Annotated in this window: 21 protein-coding genes and 1 tRNA gene; 11 read left to right on the top strand and 11 right to left on the bottom strand. The window is 66.0% G+C overall.

What is annotated here, in order from left to right; all coding sequences use genetic code 11:
• The first annotated feature begins 67 nt into the window (after window positions 1-67).
• Entirely contained in the window at window positions 68-931 is an 864-nt protein-coding gene (locus ACSQ24_RS03455; RefSeq protein ID WP_436093335.1) for an alpha/beta hydrolase, read from the top strand.
• Here the strand turns inward: ACSQ24_RS03455 and ACSQ24_RS03450 are convergent.
• A complete protein-coding gene (locus ACSQ24_RS03450; RefSeq protein WP_436093334.1) occupies window positions 928-1,602 on the bottom strand; it encodes a TetR/AcrR family transcriptional regulator in 675 nt (224 codons plus the stop codon). The two genes, ACSQ24_RS03455 and ACSQ24_RS03450, sit on opposite strands and share 4 nt — an antisense overlap.
• Window positions 1,603-1,750: 148 nt before the next feature.
• On the opposite strand from ACSQ24_RS03450, the gene ACSQ24_RS03445 reads away from it, so the two are divergent.
• From ACSQ24_RS03445 to ACSQ24_RS03420, 6 genes are all read left to right on the top strand, one after another.
• On the top strand, window positions 1,751-2,956 hold the full coding sequence (locus tag ACSQ24_RS03445) for an HlyD family secretion protein (protein WP_436093333.1): 1,206 nt from the start codon (window positions 1,751-1,753) through the stop codon (window positions 2,954-2,956).
• 278 nt (window positions 2,957-3,234) lie between these two features.
• Window positions 3,235-4,824 carry a DHA2 family efflux MFS transporter permease subunit gene (locus ACSQ24_RS03440; RefSeq protein ID WP_436093332.1) on the top strand — a complete coding sequence of 530 codons (1,590 nt, stop codon included), beginning with the start codon at window positions 3,235-3,237 and terminating at the stop codon, window positions 4,822-4,824.
• A 170-nt stretch (window positions 4,825-4,994) separates the two neighbouring features.
• Entirely contained in the window at window positions 4,995-5,528 is a 534-nt protein-coding gene (irrA, locus tag ACSQ24_RS03435; RefSeq protein ID WP_436093331.1) for an iron response transcriptional regulator IrrA, read from the top strand.
• Entirely contained in the window at window positions 5,525-5,812 is a 288-nt protein-coding gene (locus ACSQ24_RS03430) for a (2Fe-2S)-binding protein (RefSeq protein WP_436093330.1), read from the top strand. Before irrA ends, ACSQ24_RS03430 begins: the two co-directional genes overlap by 4 nt.
• Window positions 5,813-5,923: 111 nt before the next feature.
• On the top strand, window positions 5,924-6,412 hold the full coding sequence (gene bfr / locus ACSQ24_RS03425) for a bacterioferritin (protein ID WP_436093329.1): 489 nt from the start codon (window positions 5,924-5,926) through the stop codon (window positions 6,410-6,412).
• Window positions 6,413-6,537: 125 nt separating this feature from the next.
• A complete protein-coding gene (locus tag ACSQ24_RS03420) occupies window positions 6,538-7,077 on the top strand; it encodes an MOSC domain-containing protein (RefSeq protein ID WP_436093328.1) in 540 nt (179 codons plus the stop codon).
• Between the two features lie 101 nt (window positions 7,078-7,178).
• Here the strand turns inward: ACSQ24_RS03420 and ACSQ24_RS03415 are convergent, their stop codons facing one another.
• From ACSQ24_RS03415 to ACSQ24_RS03400, 4 genes are all read right to left on the bottom strand, one after another.
• Window positions 7,179-7,832 (bottom strand): cold-shock protein, encoded by a 654-nt coding sequence (locus tag ACSQ24_RS03415; RefSeq protein ID WP_436093327.1) that lies wholly within the window; start codon window positions 7,830-7,832, stop codon window positions 7,179-7,181.
• A gap of 180 nt (window positions 7,833-8,012) precedes the next feature.
• Complete coding sequence (locus ACSQ24_RS03410) at window positions 8,013-8,732, bottom strand: carbonic anhydrase (protein WP_436093326.1); 720 nt, start codon at window positions 8,730-8,732, stop codon at window positions 8,013-8,015.
• Between the two features lie 72 nt (window positions 8,733-8,804).
• On the bottom strand, window positions 8,805-9,119 hold the full coding sequence (locus ACSQ24_RS03405) for a DUF167 family protein (RefSeq protein WP_436093325.1): 315 nt from the start codon (window positions 9,117-9,119) through the stop codon (window positions 8,805-8,807).
• 5 nt (window positions 9,120-9,124) lie between these two features.
• Window positions 9,125-9,415 (bottom strand): YggT family protein, encoded by a 291-nt coding sequence (locus ACSQ24_RS03400; RefSeq protein ID WP_436093324.1) that lies wholly within the window; start codon window positions 9,413-9,415, stop codon window positions 9,125-9,127.
• Between the two features lie 108 nt (window positions 9,416-9,523).
• On the opposite strand from ACSQ24_RS03400, the gene ACSQ24_RS03395 reads away from it, so the two are divergent.
• A tRNA-Ala gene (locus ACSQ24_RS03395) sits at window positions 9,524-9,599 on the top strand.
• Between the two features lie 363 nt (window positions 9,600-9,962).
• Here the strand turns inward: ACSQ24_RS03395 and ACSQ24_RS03390 are convergent.
• Complete coding sequence (locus ACSQ24_RS03390; RefSeq protein ID WP_436093323.1) at window positions 9,963-11,054, bottom strand: acyltransferase family protein; 1,092 nt, start codon at window positions 11,052-11,054, stop codon at window positions 9,963-9,965.
• Between the two features lie 259 nt (window positions 11,055-11,313).
• On the opposite strand from ACSQ24_RS03390, the gene ACSQ24_RS03385 reads away from it, so the two are divergent.
• Window positions 11,314-15,096 (top strand): DUF2339 domain-containing protein, encoded by a 3,783-nt coding sequence (locus ACSQ24_RS03385; protein ID WP_436093322.1) that lies wholly within the window; start codon window positions 11,314-11,316, stop codon window positions 15,094-15,096.
• Window positions 15,097-15,182: 86 nt separating this feature from the next.
• Here the strand turns inward: ACSQ24_RS03385 and ACSQ24_RS03380 are convergent, their stop codons facing one another.
• Complete coding sequence (locus ACSQ24_RS03380) at window positions 15,183-15,638, bottom strand: hypothetical protein (protein WP_436093321.1); 456 nt, start codon at window positions 15,636-15,638, stop codon at window positions 15,183-15,185.
• A gap of 136 nt (window positions 15,639-15,774) precedes the next feature.
• Here ACSQ24_RS03380 and ACSQ24_RS03375 point away from each other — a divergent pair, with 136 nt between their 5' ends.
• Window positions 15,775-15,981, top strand: a complete 207-nt coding sequence (locus tag ACSQ24_RS03375; RefSeq protein ID WP_436093320.1) for a hypothetical protein — start codon at window positions 15,775-15,777, stop codon at window positions 15,979-15,981.
• Window positions 15,982-16,080: 99 nt separating this feature from the next.
• On the top strand, window positions 16,081-16,725 hold the full coding sequence (locus ACSQ24_RS03370) for a hypothetical protein (RefSeq protein ID WP_436093319.1): 645 nt from the start codon (window positions 16,081-16,083) through the stop codon (window positions 16,723-16,725).
• 15 nt (window positions 16,726-16,740) lie between these two features.
• Here ACSQ24_RS03370 and ACSQ24_RS03365 read toward each other — a convergent pair whose 3' ends face one another.
• The 4 genes from ACSQ24_RS03365 to iolE form a co-directional block, all read right to left on the bottom strand.
• Window positions 16,741-17,019 (bottom strand): hypothetical protein, encoded by a 279-nt coding sequence (locus tag ACSQ24_RS03365; protein ID WP_436093318.1) that lies wholly within the window; start codon window positions 17,017-17,019, stop codon window positions 16,741-16,743.
• A gap of 158 nt (window positions 17,020-17,177) precedes the next feature.
• Window positions 17,178-17,924: a hypothetical protein gene (locus tag ACSQ24_RS03360; RefSeq protein ID WP_436097813.1), complete on the bottom strand. Its 747-nt coding sequence runs from the start codon at window positions 17,922-17,924 to the stop codon at window positions 17,178-17,180.
• A 5-nt stretch (window positions 17,925-17,929) separates the two neighbouring features.
• The gene (gene iolB / locus ACSQ24_RS03355; protein WP_436093317.1) at window positions 17,930-18,733 is read right to left on the bottom strand and encodes a 5-deoxy-glucuronate isomerase; all 804 of its coding nucleotides are present in this window, start codon (window positions 18,731-18,733) and stop codon (window positions 17,930-17,932) included.
• A gap of 15 nt (window positions 18,734-18,748) precedes the next feature.
• Window positions 18,749-19,648, bottom strand: a complete 900-nt coding sequence (gene iolE / locus ACSQ24_RS03350; protein ID WP_436093316.1) for a myo-inosose-2 dehydratase — start codon at window positions 19,646-19,648, stop codon at window positions 18,749-18,751.
• Window positions 19,649-19,653: the final 5 nt, after the last annotated feature.

The following is a 19,653-nucleotide window of genomic DNA, read 5'->3' as shown; positions in this document are numbered from 1 at the left end:
GAAGCTGCATCCAGTTTGCCGATTGCGCTCTATCCAGAGCATCGACCTCATTCTAGCCTCGCACCCAATGGCCTCTCCCATCACTCTTGGCCGCCGCGCCCTCCTTACTGCTGGTTCGGCGTTGCTGTCGGCCTGTTCCCCGCTCGGATTGCTCAATGCCTTCACCCCGGCCGATACCGGCGGCCGCCTCGCTGCTGGCGGCATCGCCTACGGCCCGGACGAGCGTCACAGGCTCGACGTCTACGTGCCGGCGCAAAGTGCGGGTCGCGCACCGGTCATGGTTTTCTTCTATGGCGGCGGCTGGAACAGTGGCGAGCGCGCCGACTATGCCTTTGTCGGCCGTGCCTTCGCGGCACAGGGCTTCGTGACGGTCATCCCCGATTACCGGCTGGTGCCGAAGGTCCGCTTTCCCGCCTTCGTCGAGGACGGCGCCCTCGCCCTCCGCTGGGTCCGCGACAACATCGCGACTTACGGCGGAGATGCGACCGGCATTGCATTGAGCGGCCATTCGGCCGGGGCCCATATCGCGATGATGCTGGCGCTCGACGGCCGTTTCCTCGCCCGCGCCGGCCTGCCGCCCGGTTTCGTGCGTAGCATCGCCGGGCTCGCCGGCCCCTACGACTTCCTGCCGTTCGACGATCCGCGCAGCATCGCCGCCTTCGGCGAGTTCCCGCGGCTGACCGACACCCAGCCGATCAGCTTTGCCAGCGCTCGCGCGCCGCGCGCCTTCCTCGCAACCGGCGACGAGGACGAGACGGTCAGGCCACGCAATAGCATTGCACTCGCCGCAAAACTTCGGGCTGCCGGAGTGGCTGTCGAGTTGAAGACCTATCCCGGCATCGGCCACGCCGGCATCCTGCTCGCCTTGAACACCGGCTTCCGGGGCCGCGCACCGGTTCTCGCCGACATCGTGCGCTTCGCAAAAGCTTAGGGCTTACCGGCCGACGCTCCATAGCGTGCCATGAACGTCATTACCGCCTCGCCGACGACGCGCGCGATCTCCTCTTCGCTCGGCGGCGTGCGCACAGCATTGAACAGGCGCGGGCGCATCAGGGTCGACTGGGAGAGGTCGACGAACTGTGCCGCCGCCAATTCGGTATCCTCGATCGCAAGCTCGCCCAGCGCCACGCGGCGGGCCAGGAAGGCAGCCAGCTGCTGCGTACCCTGCATCGGGCCGCGCTCGTAGAACTCACGGCCGAGATCGGGCATACGCTCGGCGACCCCAAGCACGATCCGATGGGCGCTCAGGGCGAACGGCCCGGTCAGCAGGCGCACCAGTCCTGCACCGAAATTCGTCAGCGCCAGATTGAGATCGGGCTCCTCGGCAAGCGCCGCGTACATACCCTGCTTCTGCTTCTCGCGCTCGCGTTCGATCAACGCGACGAAGAGGTGCTCCTTGTCCTCGAAATAGACGTAGAGCGTGCCCTTGGAGACGTTCGCCGCAGCGGCGATGTCGTTCATGCTGGCCGCGTCGAAGCCGCGCGCCGTGAATACGATATGCGCCCCTTCGAGGATCTGGTGACGCTTGTCGGGATCGGTACCGGCAACGCGCCGGTTCCGGGAGATCGCCTTGACGTGTCGCGGCTCCAGCGTCGCGCTCATTGTGTTCCAGCCGTTCCGCGCATGTTCGCGCTTGCAAAAATAATCGAACCGCACGGTTCGATTTCCTCTTGATATGCACCGCACACGGCGCTATTTCAACCAAAATCGAACCGAGCGGTTCGAATTGTGATCGTCAGGGATTCTTACCATGACTATCGAATCCGCCATTGAAAAGCGCTCAGAGGACCGCCGCGACCGGCTCAAGCTGGTCGACCCGGTGCTCGAGCAGACACCAGCCCCCGTCGAAGCCCGCAAGGCCGACGAGGAACGCGCCCCTGCCCCGCAGGCAAGCGACAAGCCTGCGCCCAAGCGCCGGAGCGGCAAGCGCATCGCTCTCATCCTCGTCACCGGCACGGCACTCGCCGCCGGCCTCTGGTTCGGCATCGACTGGTGGCGCAATGGCCGCTTCATCATCTCGACCGACGATGCTTATGTCGGCGCCGAGATGGCGACGATCTCGGCCAAGCTGCCGGCCAACATCGCCACGATCTCGGTGACGCAGAACCAGGAGGTCAAGGCCGGCCAGACGTTGGTCGCGCTCGACGCCGGTGACCAGCGTATCGCGCTGGAAAGTGCACAGGCCAAGAGCGCCACGGCCAAGGCCACCCTCTCTCGCATCGACGCGCAGATCGAGGCTGCCCGCGCCAGCCTGCTCCAGGCGCAGGCGCAGCAGACCTCGGCCGAGGCCGCCGTCACCCGCACCACCGCCGATTTCGACCGCGCCAGCAACCTCGCCGCCAAGTCCTACGGCTCGCAGGCGACGCTCGACGCCGCCACGGCCGCGCGCGATCAGGCCGCCGCCTCGCTCGCCAGTGCCAAGGCCGGTGTCGTCCAGGCTACGGCCAATATCGAGGTGCTGAAAGCGCAGCGCGTCGAGGCCGCCCGCCAGATCGACGAGCTCAAGGTCGCCGAGGACAAGGCCACGCGCGATCTCTCCTTCATGACGATCTCTGCGCCGATCGACGGTCTCGTCGCCAACACCAACATGCAGCTCGGCGATCTCGTCAGCGCCGGCAAGCGCCTGATGTCGATCGTCCCGCTCGACAAGGTCTATGTCGACGCCAACTTCAAGGAGACGCAGGTCGGCCCGCTGAAGATCGGTGACAAGGCGAAGATCACCATCGACGCCCTGCCCGGCCAGAGCTTCTCAGGCACCGTCAGCGGCATCGCTGGCGGCACCGGCTCGGTCTTTACCCTGCTGCCGCCCGACAACGCCACCGGCAACTTCACCAAGATCGTCCAGCGCGTACCGGTCCGTATCGCCCTGTCGCCCGAGTCGGCGGCCAGGCACGTTCTACGTCCCGGCATGTCGGTCGTGGTTTCGATCGATCCGCGTCCCAACGCAGGAAACTAACTAGAGCCCGTTCCGATCAGCTTGCATGGCAAGCTGATCGGTAAAACGGTCTCTAAACTCAAAGTGAGAGACGGATTCACCGATCAGGTTGATTCAACCTGATCGGATCCGGCTCTCGCCGGGCCTCCGACCCGAGGAGCCATTTCCGACCGGGAAATGGCGATGCGCAGCGGCTCATTCGCCCCTTCTGGGCCAAAGCGCACCGCGCCTCACGGCGCTCCTCGGGCCGGGGGCCCGGTTCCACAACCCCGCCGCAAGAACCCGTCGAGGAGGCCGGCATGGCCACCGCTACGACTGCGATCCCCGCCGGCGCCCCACCGGCTGCCGACGCCATCCCAATGCGCCGGATCTTCGCCTTCCTGGCGATGGTCTTCGGCATGTTCATGGCGATCCTCGACATCCAGATCGTCTCGGCCTCGCTTGCCGAAATCCAGGCCGGCCTCTCGGCATCTAGCGACGAGATCGCCTGGGTCCAGACCGCCTATCTGATCGCTGAAGTGATCATGATCCCGCTGTCCGGCTATCTCAGCCGGGCGCTGTCGACCCGCGTCTTCTTCTCGATCGCCGCCGCCGGCTTCACCGTGGCGAGCATCCTTTGCGCCACATCGAGCTCGATCAACGAGATGATCCTGTGGCGCGCCGTCCAGGGCTTCATCGGCGGCGGCATGATCCCCGGCGTGTTCGCTGCGGCCTTCACCATCTTCCCGGCCTCGAAGCGCCCGATCGTCTCGCCGCTGATCGGCCTGATCGCCACGCTCGCGCCGACGATCGGCCCGACGGTGGGCGGCTATCTCAGCCATGCCTTCTCCTGGCACTGGCTCTTCCTGGTCAATGTCGTGCCCGGCATCGGCGTGACGATCGCCGCCTGGACGCTGATCGACTTCGACAAGCCCGATCACAGCCTGCTCAAACGCTTCGACTGGGTCGGCCTCGGCGCCATGGCCGCCTTTCTCGGCAGCATGGAGTATGTGCTCGAGGAGGGCACCCGCCTCGACTGGTTCGAGAGCCACGAGATCGTCCTCTTCACCGGCGTGATGATCATCGGCGCCGTGCTGTTCTTCTGGCGGGCGCTGACGCGCGACGACCCGCTGGTCGATCTCTACGCGTTCAGGAACCGCAACTTCGCCTTCGGCTCGCTGTTCTCCTTCACCATGGGCATCGGCCTCTACGGGCTGACCTATCTCTACCCGGTCTATCTCGGGCGCATCCGCGGCTATGACGCGCTGATGATCGGCGAAACCATGTTCGTCACCGGCCTCGCCATGTTCCTGACCGCCCCGATCGCCGGGCGCCTCTCGGCCAAGCTCGACCCGCGCATCATGATGATGATCGGCTTCGGCGGCTTCGCGCTCGGCACCTGGCTCGCCTCGGCGATCACTGCCGATTGGGACTTTCACGAACTGTTGATTCCGCAGATCCTGCGTGGCTGTTCGCTGATGCTGTGCATGGTGCCGATCAACAACCTCGCGCTCGGCACCCTGCCGCCCCAGCAGTTGAAGAACGCGTCGGGCCTCTACAACCTCACCCGCAATCTCGGCGGAGCGGTCGGCCTCGCGGTGATCAACACCCTGCTCAACGGCCGCACCGATCTGCATATCACGCGCCTGCACGAAGCCGTTGCCGCCGGCCGCCAGATTGCCGAGGAGAATCTGGCGTCGATGACGCAGCGCTTCATCGAGTATGGCGACGTTGCCCAGTCGATGGCGTTGAAACTGCTGACGCAGCGAGCCCACAAACAGGCGCTGGTCATGGCTTTCGGCGACGTCTTTCTCGCCCTGACGGTCATCTTTGCCGCCCTGGTGCTGCTGTCCCTGTTCATGACCAAGCCGCCAGCCGCGCCCCCTGCCGGCGGTGGCGGCGGCCACTAAGGTGGTTGCTAACTCCGCGCCGCGCGCCGTGGACAACCCCCTGATGCGTCTTGCCGCAGGTGCGAAGAGATTGACAGTCGGCTTCGGAAGCGTCAAAAATACGAGTAATATCAGTAGTTTAGATAAATTCTAAACTACATCAAAACTGATCTGCGAGTTGGAAGGCGTTCATGAGCATTCTGTCCCTCAAGGATGGCAGCCCGGTGCGAACCCAGGTGGACCAGATTCCCTGGCCGCAGAAGGCTCCTGCCTCCTGCCCGATCAGCGCCGTCAAGGCGCGCCTGCGTAGCGTTGGTCTGCGGCCGACCCGCCAGCGCATGGCGCTCGGCTGGCTGCTCTTCGCCAAGGGCGACCGCCATGTCAGCGCCGAGATGCTCTACGAGGAAGCGCTGCGTGCCCGCGAGCCGCTCTCGCTCGCGACCGTCTACAACACGCTGCGCCAGTTTTCCGAGGTTGGCCTGCTGCGCCAGGTCTCGGTCTCCGGACCGAAGACCTTCTTCGACACCAACGTGTCGGAACACCACCACTTCTACAACGAGGACGACGAGACCGTCGTCGACATCCCGGGTTCCGAGATCCATGTCTCGGGCCTGCCGGTCGCGCCGGAAGGCATGCTGATCGCCTCCGTCGAGGTGATCGTGCGCCTGCGCCGCGCCGATGACGAGGAGACGGTGACGAAGGTCGCCGGTGGCCGTCGGGCGTGATCGTCTGCTCCTGCAACGTTTTATCCTGCCGGCAGATCAAGGGTACGATCGCGCCGGACGGGAGCGGTCCGCGCACTGCGGGCGAGGCTTACGACTGCCTCGGCTGCAGCCCGGATTGCGGGCGTTGCGCCCGCGAGGTCCGCGCCTTGCTGACAGAGGCCCGGGCCGCCTGTGCCAGCCAGTGCCATAGCTGCGCCAGCCATGACGTCGAATGCGCTGTGCATGTCTCGGTCGGCCTGATGATGGCTGGCCTCGAGGACAACGAAGACCGCGTCGCTGCCTGACCGGCGCATTGCATTTTCTCCTGTAAACTGCACGATCTCCCCTTCCCTTTCGCTCGACCTCGGCCTACATTAGGATCATTCTAATGTAGATTGATTGCGAGGAGAGCGGCCATGAAGGGCGACAAGAAGGTCATCGAATACCTCAACAAGGGCCTGCGCTCCGAGCTCACGGCCATCAACCAGTACTGGCTGCACTACCGGATCCTCGACAATTGGGGTCTGAAGGACATGGCCAAGATCTGGAAGAAGGAATCGATCGAGGAGATGGTCCATGCCGACCGTTTCACCGACCGCATCCTCTTCCTCGAAGGCTTCCCGAACATGCAAACGCTCGATCCCCTGCGGATCGGCGAGAACGTCAAGGAAGTGATCGAATGCGACCTCAAGGCCGAAGTCGAGGCGCGCGCGCTCTATCAGGAAGCCGCCAAATACTGCCGCGAGGTCGGTGACTACCCGTCGGAGCAGCTGTTCAAGGACCTGATGAAGGACGAGGAAGGCCATATCGACTTCCTCGAGACCCAGCTCGACCTGATCGGCCGCATCGGCCTCGAACTCTACACCCAGAAGCATATCGGCGGGCTCGAAGGCGACGAGCACTGATTTGCGCCAGTCTTGAAGGGGCGATCGACCGGGCCTGGTGACAGGCCCGGTTTTTTGTTGCGCCTCACTCGCCAAGCCTGATTCGCCATGCGAAGGACCATCCGTCGGACACGGAGGTCAGACAGATGGGCACGATCGTCGCAGTCGCTCGGGATGACCGGCATCGCTTCAGCAAGCCGACCCTGCCAGTGATTCGCCTGCTCACCAGCCTCGGCGTCGAAGGCGATGCCCATTGCGGAAAGACGGTGAAGCACCGCTCGCGCGTCGCAGTCGATCCGACGCAGCCCAATCTGCGCCAGGTCCATCTGATCCACGCGGAACTGTTCGACGAACTGGCCACCCGCGGCTATTCGCTCCAGCCCGGCGACATGGGCGAGAATGTCACCACCCGTGGGATCGACCTGCTCGGCCTGCCGGTCGGCGCCCGCCTCCGGCTGGGTCCTCAGGCTCTCGTCGAGATCACCGGATTGCGCAACCCATGCGCCCAGATCGAGGCGTTCCAGCCCGGCCTGCTCAAGGCCGTCCTCGGCCGCGATGCCAATGGCGGGCTGATCCGGAAGGCCGGGATCATGGGGATCGTGCTCGAAGGCGGGGACGTCCGGCCCGGCGACCCTATCGGCGTTACCTTGCCGGCGCTGCCGCACCGGGCCCTGGAACGCGTTTGAGGCGGCGCAACCTTTCGGCCCGCCGCCCCATCAACGCATCGAAGCCATATCCGATCAGGCTGTTTCGGCCTGATCGGTTGGACGAGCTTGAGATCAGCCTCTCAGAGGAAGCTGATATTCGCCGCCTCGGGACCCTTCTTGCCGGCGCGGATCGAGAAGCGCACGCGCTGCCCGTCCATCGGCGGCTGCAGGCCGCTGCGGCTCAGCGACGAGACGTGCAGGAACACGTCCGGCCCACCCTTGTCGGGGGCGATGAAGCCGAAGCCGCGCTCGGTGTTGAAGAACTTCACCGCGCCATCGAACGGCCCTTCCAGCGGCGCGCTGGCGCCGCGATCGAAGCCGCCGCGATCGCCGCGGTCGAAGCCGCCACGGTCGTAACCGCCGCCACCGCCATAGCCGCCGCCGAAATCATCACGCGGCGGGCGCGGCGAGAACGGACGGCCACCGCCGCCGCCAGGGCCACCAGCGCCACGCGGCGCAGCGGGGGTTGCGGTCGAAGCATCGATCTCGTGGACGGAGACGACCTGCAGGCCACGCCTGCCTTCGCCGAGATCGCAGATGATGGTCGCACCGGGCTGCAGGTCCTGGGGATCCTGCGGGCCGATGGACGAGATGTGGAGAAACACGTCGCCAGAGCCGTCCGCCGGAGAGGCAAAGCCGAAGCCTTTCTCCGGATCGAACCACTTGACCTTGGCTTCGATATTCTCGTGGGTGACGAAGGGCGCCGGGGCGGCGGGCTTACGACGATCGAACATGCAGCTTCAACGATAGGTGACCGGGAGCGCGCAATCTAGCGCAAGCTTCCGGGTTCGTCATCGGGGCGGCGCAGCAAAAATGCTGGTCCGGCGAAATGCTGCCGGATTGCGAAATTTTTCGCCAGAGACCGCCGTTTCAAGCAGCGGATAATTCAAAATTCACCCGATCGGGAGCTGACGTCAACCACCCTGCCCCGGCTCGGCTTCCGAGCAGCGGATCATCTGGACCTTCTTCGGCATCTCGCCAACCGCCGGGACGAACTGCCCCGACTGCGGATCGAGCAGCATCAGCTCGCCGGTCGCGACCGCGAAATAGGCGCCGTGCAGGTGCAGGCGGCCCTTGCCCTCGAGGATGCTGATGCAGGGGAAGGTGCGCAGATTGGCGAGCGACTGCTGTATCGAGAGCAGGGACAGACGCTCGACATAAGCCTCGAAACTCTCATTGCGGCTGCGCCCGCCCGAGCGGCGCGCCGCCGGCTCGATCAGCGTGATCCACTTGCCGATGAAGTCGCCGGGTGAGAGCGGGCCCTGCGCATCGTCGGCGAAAGCCCTGATGCCGCCGCAGCGGCCATGGCCGAGCACGACGATATGCTCGACCCTCAGCGCCTGCACGGCGTATTCGAGCGCGGCGGAGGTTCCATGCAGTTGATCGTCGGGCGAGAATGGCGGAACGAGATTGGCGACGTTGCGCGCCACGAACATCTCGCCTGGGCTCGCATCGAAGATCACCTCGGGCGAGACACGCGAATCGCAGCAGCCGATCAGCATGATCTTCGGCGTCTGCCCGCTCTCGGCGAGCTCCTCGTAGCGGCTCTTCTCGCGCGTGAAACGATCGTCGATGAAGGCGCGATAGCCCTCCGTCAGGCGCTGCGGGAACGGCTGAGACGTTGGCTGGTCCATGGCGCGCAGTTGGGCCAGAAGGCGACCGCCTTCGTCAAGAGCCGACCCGAATGATTCTGCTGCAACGCAGCATCAAATCTCGCAAATCCGCTTCTGCAATCGTGCTGCCAATGCCTCGCCGTCGCCGCGGACGACGATACGTTTGAGCCGCGCACTCGCGCCGGCCGTCAGCGACACCTGCGAGCGGGACACGGCGAGCATCTCCGCCAGGAGCGCGACCAATGCGGCATTCGCCTCCCCCTCGCTGGGGGCGGCCCGAACCCTGGCTTTCAGGACCTGACGGCCATCGGCCAGCGTTTCGACGCCGTCGACGGCGTCGCGCCCGCCGCGCGGCGTCAGGCGAATGGCGATCGCGAGCCCGTCCGGCGTGACCGACCAGGCGGCCATCACAGCTAGAAGACGTTGGGGTAGATGTAGAGTTGGATGGCGCGCTGAATGAAGATAATGAGCAGCACCAGGATGATCGGCGAGATGTCGATGCCACCGAGATTGGGCAGCATGTTGCGGATCGGCCGCAGTGCCGGCTCGGTGATGCGATAAAGGAAATCCCAGACCGCCGAGACGAACTGGTTGCGTGTGTTGACGACGTTGAAGGCGATCAGCCAGCTCAGCACCGCCGAGGCGATCAGCAGATAAATATAAAGTTGCAACGCCAGCGTCACGACGTCGAGAACGGCACGCATCGAACAGCATCTCCGAGAAGGCCGGGCGCTCCGCTGGAAGCGCCCACAAAACTCCTGCCGCAAGCGATTGACAGGAGCGCGACGCAGGGCCTAGAAGGCCAGCGCCTTGGGGCTGTAGCTCAGATGGGAGAGCGCTGCAATCGCACTGCAGAGGTCAGGGGTTCGAATCCCCTCAGCTCCACCAGCGGCTTCGTCAAGCCGCTGGTGGAGGGACGCCGCATCCCCGGCACGATCCAGCGGAACGGAATTTATTATCTTCAACGCCGCGTTCCGACCGACCAAGCCGTCGATCGTTTGCCCTGCGACGACTCTTGCGTTCGAGGCGGCCTGTGGAAGAGTTCCTTGCCGCCGGTCCGGCCAAAGCCCGCTGTCGCCCGAGGCAGATACCCGGCTGTTTCACGGCGCCGTGACGCTGTGTGAGGAAGGCGCCGAACTTCCGAAGTCACAGCTCTGGGGTTCCAGCGTCTACGGCGGCGAGAAGCAGCGTTCGACAGAGAGTCTGTGAGCCTTTTCGCTGGCAGCGCTCGAAATCGGCGTCCGACAGCAGCTATGCGATGCGCGGCGACGATACTTTCGGCTGATCCCAAGAGAAGCGTCGGCCGAAAGCAGTCAGCGGTTCCTCCACGCAACGGGTCAGGCCGCGTCCGACCACAATGGTAGCGACGGTGGCGACGGCCGTTGCCAGCCACGCCAAAGGCGTCGTGAGCGCAGGGTGGGTGCCGACGATCAGATGGTGGGCGATGCCCGCAACCGGCATGTGAATTAGATAGATCGAATAGGAATTGTCGCCCATGAAGCGCAGCCAGCGAGCTTCCAGCCAGCGCACGGCATCGGGCGAGACGGCGGCGCGGAGGATGAAGGCCGCCGCCCCGATGGCGAACAGGCTGTGAGCGACCGTGGATTGCCAGATATTGCTCGACGCAAGGGCACCGACGGTGACGGCGATGAGAAGGCTAACAAGCGGCGTCGCTTCCAGAATGCGGTCGAAATGCTTCGTACCGGCGAGTTTGAACCACAAGACCCCTGCAATAATGCCAGCCGCCAGGGTATCGGCGCGAGCCAGTAGAAGTGGCAAGAACGCCAAAGGCGATGCTCCCGAAGTCGCCATCAGGACACGGTAGAGAAGCGATGCTGAGAAGACCGCTATCGCGACGGGGATGATGAGCCGCCGCGGCAGAAAGACGAGCACCGCCGGCGCGAAGAGATAGAACTGCTCTTCCACAGCCAACGTCCATGTCGGCGACAGCCATTCAAGACCGGTGGTGTTCTGCCGCGCGAAGAACAGGTTCTGTGTGAAGGTCAGATGGGACCAGCCGGGAACCCCACCAGTGTCGCCCGCCCATTCGGGCAGCAGGGCCGCTAGTGCCAGCGTAATGACAACGACGATCAGATAGGACGGAACGGTCCGCAAGAGACGCCGGATGTAGAACGTTCGGAAAAAATTGGGTGCGGCGCGGCGTGTCAGGATCAGTCGCCCGATCAGGAAGCCCGACAGCACAAAAAAGACATCGACCGCGATGGCCCCGAAGGCGAACGCCCTGATGCCACCCGGGAGCTCGGCCAGATAATGCGAGGCGAGAACGGCGCAGCATGCCAATCCCCTGATCCCATCAAGGGTCAATTGCCTTTCCGATACCATGTCCGCCCTCCCGGCCGGCCATGAAGCTGGATCGCGCCCTTTGATATTTCGTTAAACGCCGCGTGGTCGAGCGACGCTTCTGCTGGTCGAGACGGGGTAGTCAGGAGCGAACGAAGCGGCCAAGCGCATTCCATCCCGGCCATCAAATCTCGAATCGGCGTCACACCACACCAAACGCTGGTGATTGGACATCTCGGCGCGCGGCGCGCTATCTGCGCAACCGCTATTTGATCATCGAGCGAGGGGCGGAACTTCACGCATGGAAGGCTTCGCGCTTCTCGGCCTCCTCTTGTTCGGCTTCCTCTTCATCGCGGTCCCCTGGGCCGCTTTCAGTGCGCTGGCGCGCGGCAACAGAGCGCTTGAGCTCGCCGCCCATCAGCGCGCCGAGATCGAGGCCTTGCGTGCCGACCTGAGTGTCTTGCGAGCACAGATCGCTGCTGGAGCCGTCGCCAACGAGGCATCGCCCGAACGAGCGAACGAGCAGGCCGAAACTGCCCTCGCCGAGGATGCACCAACTCCTGTTGTCGCAGCCGATCTCGATGCACCGACACCCGCGCCTGTCGCGGCAGAAGAACCAGCGCCTGCGCCAGAACCGGCCATCGATTCTGTCGCAGCTCGCACGATCGACGAGCCCGCAGGCGAAGTCTCGGATGAGGAGCTTCGCACGCCTATCGAGACACTCGCCGCAAGCGCCACAGCGCCCGGGTCGGAATTGGACGTCCAACGCAGCGAGCTCCCGCCGGAAACGGAGCCCCTCGCCGCGCCTGCACCGCGGCGCGATTTCGAGGAGGCGATCGGCTCGCGCTGGGCGGTCTGGATCGGCGGCGTCGCGCTCGCGCTCGGCGGCCTCTTCCTGGTCCGCTACTCGATCGAGGCCGGCCTGTTCGGCCCGGGCGTCCGGTTGCTGCTCGGCGCCGCCTTCGCACTCGCCGCGGCCGGTGCGAGCGAATATCTGCGCCGGCGCGATCTGCCGCTCGCGATCGCCTCGGGTACCGGCCCGCTCGCCGGCCTCGGCCATGCCAGCATTCCCGGTGTGCTGGCGGGCGTCGCCGTGCTCAGCGGCTTCGGCGTGGTCTTCGCCGCCCATGCCGTCTACGGCTTCATCGGGCCGGGCACCGCTTTCGCCTTGATGGGTCTGCTCGGCCTGGCGGCGCTCTCCGCTTCGCTTCTGCACGGCCCGGCACTCGGCCTCTTCGGCCTGCTCGGCTCCTATGCGACGCCCTTCCTGGTCGCCAGCACCGCGCCGAACTTCGTCGCGCTCGCGCTCTTCATCACCTTCGTCACGGCGGTCGCCTTCCTGCTGCACCAGCGCCGACCCAGCCGCATCGTCACCCTCGGCGCAGTCGCCGGACATGGCGCCTGGACGCTGCTCATCGCCTTCGCCGGCGGAAATGTGAGCTGGGCCGCCTGGCTCGCCGCCTCCGGCTCGGTTCTCGCGCTCGGCCTGCTCAGGGAGTGGCCGGCCTGGCGTGGGCGGGCCGGGCTCGATGGTGGCTGGCGGATCGCTGGCTTCGAACTGACCAGCCTCATCGCCATCGGCGTGCCGCTCGTCCTCTCCGGCATCCTCTGGACCAGCCATGGCGGGCCGGCGCCGCTGCATGTCGCCATCATCGTCACGGTGGCTGTCGCCGTCGCCGGCGCGGTCCGGTATCGCGACCTCGCCCCGCTGGCGCTGCTCGCCGGCGCGGCAGCCGCTGGCATGGTGCTGCTCTGGCCGACCCGCGAGGGTGCCTTCGGCCTCTCGCCGACGCTGCCGGTCGATCTGATGCGCCTCAGCTTCGCCCCCGACGCCGGCCCGGGCCTGCGCTGGACCGCTGGTCTCTTTGCGCTGCTTCTCGCCCTGCCCCCCTTCTTCGCTCTGTGGATGCGGCGCGGGTCAGGTGCCGGCGGCGTCCTGGTGCGCGGCTGCCTTGCCTTCGCCTCGGCGCTCGCGCCGGTCTGCCTTTTGCTGGCAACGGCCTTGCGCAGCAACGGCTTCGAACGCTCGACCGGCTTTGCCACACTGGCCCTGCTCCTGACGATCGCGCTCTTCGCGGCTTCAGAATTCCTCCTCCCGGTCGAGCGCCGCAACACCAAGGCGCGCGCCAATCCACTCGCCTTCATCGGCTCGGCCGCCTATGCCGCCGCCGGTGCGATCGCGCTCGGGCTCGCCATCGCCTTTGCCCTGCGCGAGACCTGGCTGGTGGTCGGCTTTGCCGTTTCGGCCGCGGGCGTCGCCCTCCTGTCCACCTTCCGTCCGATTCCACTGCTGCGCAGCATGTCGGCGGCGCTCGCCACCGCGGCGCTGGCGCGGCTCGTCTGGAACCCGATCGTCAGCGATGTTGGCTCCTGGCCCATCCTCAACTGGCTGATCCCGGCCTATGCCCTGCCGGCACTCTGCTTCGCCATCGGCGCGCTGGCGCTGCGCGACAGGCAGGATCGCCCGCGCCTGGTCCATGAGGCGCTCGCCGCTTTCTTCTTCGCCGCCTTCGTCTTGCTGGAAGTGCGGCAGGCCTTCGCCGGAGCCAATCTCGTACCGACCGCGGATCTGATCCGCCTGCATTATCTCGGCCCGCGCAACCGCCTGTTCGAGGAGGTCTTCTGCCATGTCCTGGCACTCGGACTGCTCGGCGCAGGCTTCGTCCTGCTCGCCCGCCAGCTGGGCGGGCGGGTCTTCGGCGTCTGCGCCGATATCGCCGCGATCGCGCTGATCCTCATCGGCATCGGCGGGCTTTGCGCCGTGCTCAATCCGGTCTTCGATGGCACGCCGGTGCTCGGCTGGCCGGTGTTCAACCGGCTGCTCTGGTATGTCGTCGTCGGTGGCCTGCTCGGGCTGCTCGGCTACTGGCTCGGGCGCGACGGCCGCTCGCGCCTGGGCGACACGCTCAACGCTTGCGCTGCGGTGCTGGTCTCGCTCGGTGCGATATTGATCGTCCGGCACGCCTTCTCCGGCCCGGTCCTGGCGCCGATGGACGGTAGTGTCGCCGGCTTTGCCGAGGTGGTGACGATCACGCTGCTCTTGCTGGCGCTCACGGCCGCCGCGCGCATCTGGCGCGAACTCTCGCCCGGCCGCGTCACGAGCTTCACGCTGCGCGCGCTCGCCATGATCGCGATCGGCTGGGCGGTGATTGCGCTCGGCATAGCTCGCAATCCGCTGTTCGATCTCAGCGGCGTCGAGGGGCCGGTGATCTTCAACCGCATCCTCTGGGGTTATGGCGCGGCGATCTCAGGCTTCGCCGGTACGGCCTGGTGGCTGCGCGAGGTCGCGCCCGCGATCAGCGTCGCCTTCCGGCGCACGGCCCTGGCCGGATCAGCGCTCTGCGTCTTCCTGCTGCTGCGCCATGGCTTCCACGGACCGTTGCTGGCCTCCGACGTTCCGGTCACCCTCGCCGAAGCAGGCTTCTATGCCGTCTTAGGCTTCATCGCCGCCATCATCGTCATGATCACCGGCTCGGTCCGCCTGCCCGGTCGCTCGGTGCCGGTCCGCCCCGAATGGGCAGCGGTCGGCTCCTGTGGCCTGTTCGCCCTCCTGCCCGGCCTGATCGCCAATCCGCTCGCAACCGAACGACCGCTCGCCGGCCCGCTCCTGCTCGACAACGCCGCCATCGGCTATCTCCTGCCGGCGCTGCTCGCCTTCGCGGCGGCACGCTGGGCAAGAGAATTCCTAACCGGCACCGGGGCGCGGCGCATCTTCGGCGTCACCGCGATCATCGGCGGGCTGCTCTATCTGCTGATCGAAGTCCGGCGCGGCTTCGTCGGCCGCGATCTCCTGGTCGACGCCGGCAGCGCCAGCGAACTCTATGCCTATTCGGCAGCGCTCCTGCTCTATGGCGTGGCTCTGCTCGCGCTCGGCTTCCGGTTGCAGTCGAAGGATCTGCGCCTCGCCTCGCTCGGCGTCGTGACGATCGCGATCTGCAAGGCTTTCCTGATTGACATGTCCGGACTGGAAGGCCTGCTGCGGGCCTTGTCCTTCATCGGCCTCGGCGCCAGCCTCGTCGCCATCGGCCTCGCCTATCAGAAGCTGCTGCTGCGGGAAGCGTCGCGGCCCGGCAAGGCGCATTGAAAAAGCCTCCCGCGCCGATCCGCGGGAGGCTCGATGATCCCTGGCGGAAGAGCCCCCGGCGAACCAGGTGCGCTCCGATTGTCAGCTCAGCCCTTGAGCCTGGTGTTGCACTGGCTCCAGTAGCCGCCACCCTTCTCGATCCACTTCAAGTCACCATTGGCGTTCGCCGCCTTGTTGGCATTGTACTGGTCGACGCAAGTCTTGAGGCGCGCCTTGCCGGCGGTTTCATCCGAGTACTTCGGCGAAACGGCCCGCGGGAACACCGCGGCCTTGGCCTTGCCAGCGGGCTTGGCCGGCGTGGTCGCGGCCGGGGTTGCCGCCGGAGCATCCGTCACAGCTGCCGCGGCATCGTTTTCCGAGGCGTCGTCATCGGCGCAGTTGGCCTTGCGGAAATCGTTCCACTTCTGGCCCTTCAGCGTGTTCGCTTTCTTGGCATCCTGATACTTGGCGCTGCATTCTTTCATGGTCAGGGCCGAGGCCGGCGCAGCGGCAAAGCTCGCAGCCAACAACGCTAAGGCGGTGGAGAACAGAAGCGTCTTCATGAGCAGTCTCCCTGGGGCGATGAGTCGAACTCGCCGAAGCGAGCTTAACCAACGATGCAAATCTCTGCCATCGCCGTGCGGCAACTTCTAGGCTAGTCAGCAGGTTCCATAATCTGACACCACAAAGGACGTCTTGATGAAGATCCCTGCTTACCTCGCCCTGCCCGTTCTGGCCTTCACTCTGGCTGCCTGCACGACGCTGGAGCAACGCGTCAGCGGCGCCGCGGTTGGTGCAGGCACCGGAGCGGTCGTCGCCGGCCCCATCGGGGCGGTAGTCGGCGGGGCAGCCGGCGCGGTCAGCGCTCCGGCGGTGGTTCGCACCACCCGCCGCGCGACGCGGTAATCCGGCTTTCTTGCGCGGCGGCGGAACCACGCCGCCGCTCCATCGTTTCGACCATGAAGCTTTCGAGCCCAGAAGCTTTCAAGCTCATGGAGTTGACGAATGGACAACGACAAGCGCCTGCCACCGGACGTGCCTTCCAGCAAGGATGAGACGCGGGAGGAGATCGACCGCGCGACCGGCGGCGTGGCGGCGCGCGCCGCTGACCTCGCCAATCGCACAGCGGAGACCGTCAAGGACGGTTATGGGCGGACCAAGCAGAAACTCGCCGACCTCGATCCGCGCGACACGTTGCGCGAAGCAGGCCGATACGCCCAGGAGACAGGCGAGGCCGCGGTCGAGACGGTCGAACGTCATCCGCTGGCAGCCTTCGCCATAGGCGCACTCAGCGTCGGCTTGATCGCCTGGGCGGTGACACCCCGCCGTTCGAGCTGGCAGCCGGACACCAGCGGCTGGAGCAGCACGCTGCGCGATTATGGCGATCAGGCGCTCCGCGCCGGACGTGATCTGATCGGCAGCGGCCGCGAGCAGGTCGATCGTAGTCGCAACTACGTTGCGCGCGGGCAGGATTATCTCGATGTCGGCCGCGATTATGCCCGTGAAGGCGGCCGCGCGCTGATGCGCCGCGGCGAACGCGAACCGCTGGCGGCCGTGGTCGGCGTAGGCCTTGCGCTCTACGTGATCAGCTCGCTTTTGAGCAGCAGTAGCGGCCAGACACAGCCTGCCCGCCGCCGAGCCAAGCGGTAAGGTTGATGATTGGGCTCAGCCCGTCCGGCGCGAGGCCTTCTCCGCCTGGCGCGCGGCCTGCTTCTCGGCATCGCCCGCCCGCACCACACTCCGGATCGTAAGCGGCGGCTTGCCCGACCTTTCAGCGATGACGCGATCCTGCTCCTGGATCGCTTCCAGCGCCGGGTCGTCGCCGTCGATCCCGCCCAGCAACTCGGTCGGAACGCGGCGATTGGAGCTGCGCGAGCCATCCTCGTAGAACACGTCGAACAGGACGTAGGCGGCGTCGAGCGGTTTCGATTTCTTGCGAGCCATGATCGATCCTGTCGGTTGGGCGATCCGTCTGGCTTCGACGCACAAGGCGGGCCGAGGGATCGCGGAGCCGCCCAGAGGCGGCAGAATGCTGTGAGCGCGAGGTAACTCCCTCGCGCCGACAAGGCAAGCCGCAACGGCACTCCTCGCTGTCGTAAGGCCTATTTCAGGCTGATCGTTTCGACGATCTCGGAGTCGAGCACGAGGTCATCGTTCGCTCCCATCAGCCAGAGGCGATCCGCGGTGAAGCGCAGGATCGGCCGGTCCCACCAGCGATCGATCAAGGCCGCGAGCGCTGCCGCCTCAGCAACGTCGAGATCATCGTTCAGGTTCCAGATGCCGACGACATAGAGATCGCTGGTCGCCCGCCCGAGTGCCCGTTGCATGAGGTGCAGGGCATTCTGCCCGTCGCGACGCTCCGGATAGAGCCTGAGATAAAGCCGTCCGCGATTGACGTTGCCGGAGAACAGGCCGCGCAGCTCCATCTCGACCGGACCAAGACGCGACAGGGCGTCCCGCGCGGCCGGGTCGATCGCCGGCGGCGTGCCGACCGAGAGCGAGCCACATACCGTCGCATGCAGCTTTGCCTGCCGCCGGGCTACGAGATCCCAGGCGATCGTGCTCGCAAACGGAGCGTCACGCAGCGCCTGTTCGAGTTCCCGGTAGGCGGGCGCCTCCTGCAAGCCGAGCGTCGGCACCACCAGCGAGTAGATCGGCGGGTGCCGGCCGTTCTCGTAGTGCGTTCCGTCTTTCCGCGCGATCGCCTTTGGGTGATGCGGATCGATCAGCGGCAGATGCGCCAGCCGGTAACCGTCGTCGAGCGTCATGCCGGCGCCGGCAACGAACGCCGTCCGGCTGCGGAGATAGGCGAGTTCGCCGTCGCCGATCAGCTCGGCTTGCGTCCTCATGGTCGTCACGCCTTCAGCATCCACTCATGCGCGGGATCGTTACGGAACTTCCAGACCCGCTTCGGCCCGGCCATGACGTTGAGATAATAGAGATCGTAGCCATGCGGCGCGCCGACGGGATGATAGCCCTTCGGCACCAGCACGACGTCGCCATCCTCGAAGGCCATGGTTTCGTCGAGCGAGCGGTCGTCGGTATAGACGCGCTGGAAGCCGAAGCCCTGCGGTGGGCTCAGCCGGTGATAATAGGTCTCCTCCAGCAGCGATTCCGCCGGCAGGCGATCCTGATCGTGCTTGTGCGGCGGATAGCTCGACCAGCAGCCCGAGGGCGTGATCACCTCGACGACGAGAAGGCCATCGGCGGCCTCTGTCTCGGGCAGGATATTGCGGACATGGCGGGTGTTGCTGCCCTCCCCGCGCGTCAGGGCGCCGACATCGGCCGGGCCGATGACGCGCGCCGGCCGCGCGCCCTGCTTACCCGGCGCCGAGCAGATCGCGAGCTCGCACGGCCCCTGCGCCGTGATGTTCCAACTTGAGCCCGCCGGCACATAGAGCGACCAGGGATCGGGCGCGAAAGGCGATGCCCGCCCGCCGATCACGCCGAAATCCTGACCGCCGGCGCTGGCGGCGACCTTGCCCGAGAGCAGGACCAGGCAATGCTCCCTGTCCCCGGTCTCGCGCGACAGGCTCTGCCCGGCCGCCAGCTTGTGCACGGCGAAGCCGACATGCTCCCAGCCGGCCGTTTCAGGCGTGACCTCGTGGACGCGCCCCTCGGCATCGGGCGCCTGCGGCTTGACCAGTAGCTTCGACATGATTTCTGCCCAGGCTCAGGCGAGCCCGGCCTCCTTCAGGCTCTGCTTGAGATGGGCGACACCCTTCTTGGCATAGGTCAGCGGATGAGCCTTCTCGGGGTCCTGCTCGGCCTCGACCACGACCCAGCCGGAATAGCCCGGCAGCGCCTTGAACACCGCGGGATAATCAACCATGCCGTCGCCTGGCACAGTGTAGACGCCGAGTTCGGAGCCCTTGCCGAGGATGGCGTCGAGGAAGCTCCAGTCTTCCCGCCGCGCCTGCTCCATCATCGCCTTGCGTACATCCTTGGCATGGAAGTGGCTGATGCGGGTGCGATAGCGCTCGGCGAGTTTGACCGGGTCGGCCCCGCCCCAGGTCGCATGGCCGGTGTCGAGCAGGAGATGCACGGCCTCACCCGTCGCGGCCATGAAGGCGTCGATATCGGCCTCGCTCTCGACGATCGTGCCCATATGGTGGTGGTAGACCAGCCTGACGCCCTCGGCGAGCGTCTGCTCCGCCACCTGGGTGATGCGCCGGCCGAACTCGGCCCAATCCTCATCAGCCATCACCGGCCGCTGCGACAAGGGTTTGCTGCGGTCACCATGGATCGCGTTCGAAGTCTCGGCGAAGACCAGCACAGTCGAGCCCATCGCCTTGAGCAGGTCGAGATGAGGCCGGAGGCTTCGCAGCTCTGCATCCGCATCGCGCTTCAGCAGTTCGGCCGAATACCAGCCGGAGATGCAGGCCATGCCGAAGGGATCGAGCGCCGCCTTCAACGCCTTGGGCTCGCGCGGGAACTTGTGGCCGAGCTCCATGCCGACGAAGCCGGCTTCGCGGGCTTCGGCCAGGCAGGTTTCGAGCGGCGTCGCTCCGCCGATGTCCTGGAGATCGTCATTCGACCAGCCGATGGGGTTGGCGCCGATACGGATAGGCATGTCAT

The organism is Allobosea sp. LjRoot237 (genome assembly GCF_964253285.1).
In the GTDB taxonomy this organism is placed as follows: domain Bacteria; phylum Pseudomonadota; class Alphaproteobacteria; order Rhizobiales; family Beijerinckiaceae; genus Allobosea.
The sequence above is the reverse complement of the archived record's forward strand: the minus strand, read 5'-3'. Positions and strand labels throughout refer to the sequence as shown.

Bases quoted from the DNA above. Each gene is read 5' to 3' on its own strand.
- ACSQ24_RS03455 (WP_436093335.1), top strand. From the start codon at position 68: ATGGCCTCTCCCATCACTCTTGGCCGCCGCGCCCTCCTTACTGCTGGT.
- ACSQ24_RS03450 (WP_436093334.1), bottom strand. From the start codon at position 1,602: ATGAGCGCGACGCTGGAGCCGCGACACGTCAAGGCGATCTCCCGGAAC.
- ACSQ24_RS03445 (WP_436093333.1), top strand. From the start codon at position 1,751: ATGACTATCGAATCCGCCATTGAAAAGCGCTCAGAGGACCGCCGCGAC.
- ACSQ24_RS03440 (WP_436093332.1), top strand. From the start codon at position 3,235: ATGGCCACCGCTACGACTGCGATCCCCGCCGGCGCCCCACCGGCTGCC.
- irrA (WP_436093331.1), top strand. From the start codon at position 4,995: ATGAGCATTCTGTCCCTCAAGGATGGCAGCCCGGTGCGAACCCAGGTG.
- bfr (WP_436093329.1), top strand. From the start codon at position 5,924: ATGAAGGGCGACAAGAAGGTCATCGAATACCTCAACAAGGGCCTGCGC.
- ACSQ24_RS03420 (WP_436093328.1), top strand. From the start codon at position 6,538: ATGGGCACGATCGTCGCAGTCGCTCGGGATGACCGGCATCGCTTCAGC.
- ACSQ24_RS03415 (WP_436093327.1), bottom strand. From the start codon at position 7,832: ATGTTCGATCGTCGTAAGCCCGCCGCCCCGGCGCCCTTCGTCACCCAC.
- ACSQ24_RS03410 (WP_436093326.1), bottom strand. From the start codon at position 8,732: ATGGACCAGCCAACGTCTCAGCCGTTCCCGCAGCGCCTGACGGAGGGC.
- ACSQ24_RS03405 (WP_436093325.1), bottom strand. From the start codon at position 9,119: ATGGCCGCCTGGTCGGTCACGCCGGACGGGCTCGCGATCGCCATTCGC.
- ACSQ24_RS03400 (WP_436093324.1), bottom strand. From the start codon at position 9,415: ATGCGTGCCGTTCTCGACGTCGTGACGCTGGCGTTGCAACTTTATATT.
- ACSQ24_RS03390 (WP_436093323.1), bottom strand. From the start codon at position 11,054: ATGGTATCGGAAAGGCAATTGACCCTTGATGGGATCAGGGGATTGGCA.
- ACSQ24_RS03385 (WP_436093322.1), top strand. From the start codon at position 11,314: ATGGAAGGCTTCGCGCTTCTCGGCCTCCTCTTGTTCGGCTTCCTCTTC.
- ACSQ24_RS03380 (WP_436093321.1), bottom strand. From the start codon at position 15,638: ATGAAGACGCTTCTGTTCTCCACCGCCTTAGCGTTGTTGGCTGCGAGC.
- ACSQ24_RS03375 (WP_436093320.1), top strand. From the start codon at position 15,775: ATGAAGATCCCTGCTTACCTCGCCCTGCCCGTTCTGGCCTTCACTCTG.
- ACSQ24_RS03370 (WP_436093319.1), top strand. From the start codon at position 16,081: ATGGACAACGACAAGCGCCTGCCACCGGACGTGCCTTCCAGCAAGGAT.
- ACSQ24_RS03365 (WP_436093318.1), bottom strand. From the start codon at position 17,019: ATGGCTCGCAAGAAATCGAAACCGCTCGACGCCGCCTACGTCCTGTTC.
- ACSQ24_RS03360 (WP_436097813.1), bottom strand. From the start codon at position 17,924: ATGAGGACGCAAGCCGAGCTGATCGGCGACGGCGAACTCGCCTATCTC.
- iolB (WP_436093317.1), bottom strand. From the start codon at position 18,733: ATGTCGAAGCTACTGGTCAAGCCGCAGGCGCCCGATGCCGAGGGGCGC.
- iolE (WP_436093316.1), bottom strand. From the start codon at position 19,648: ATGCCTATCCGTATCGGCGCCAACCCCATCGGCTGGTCGAATGACGAT.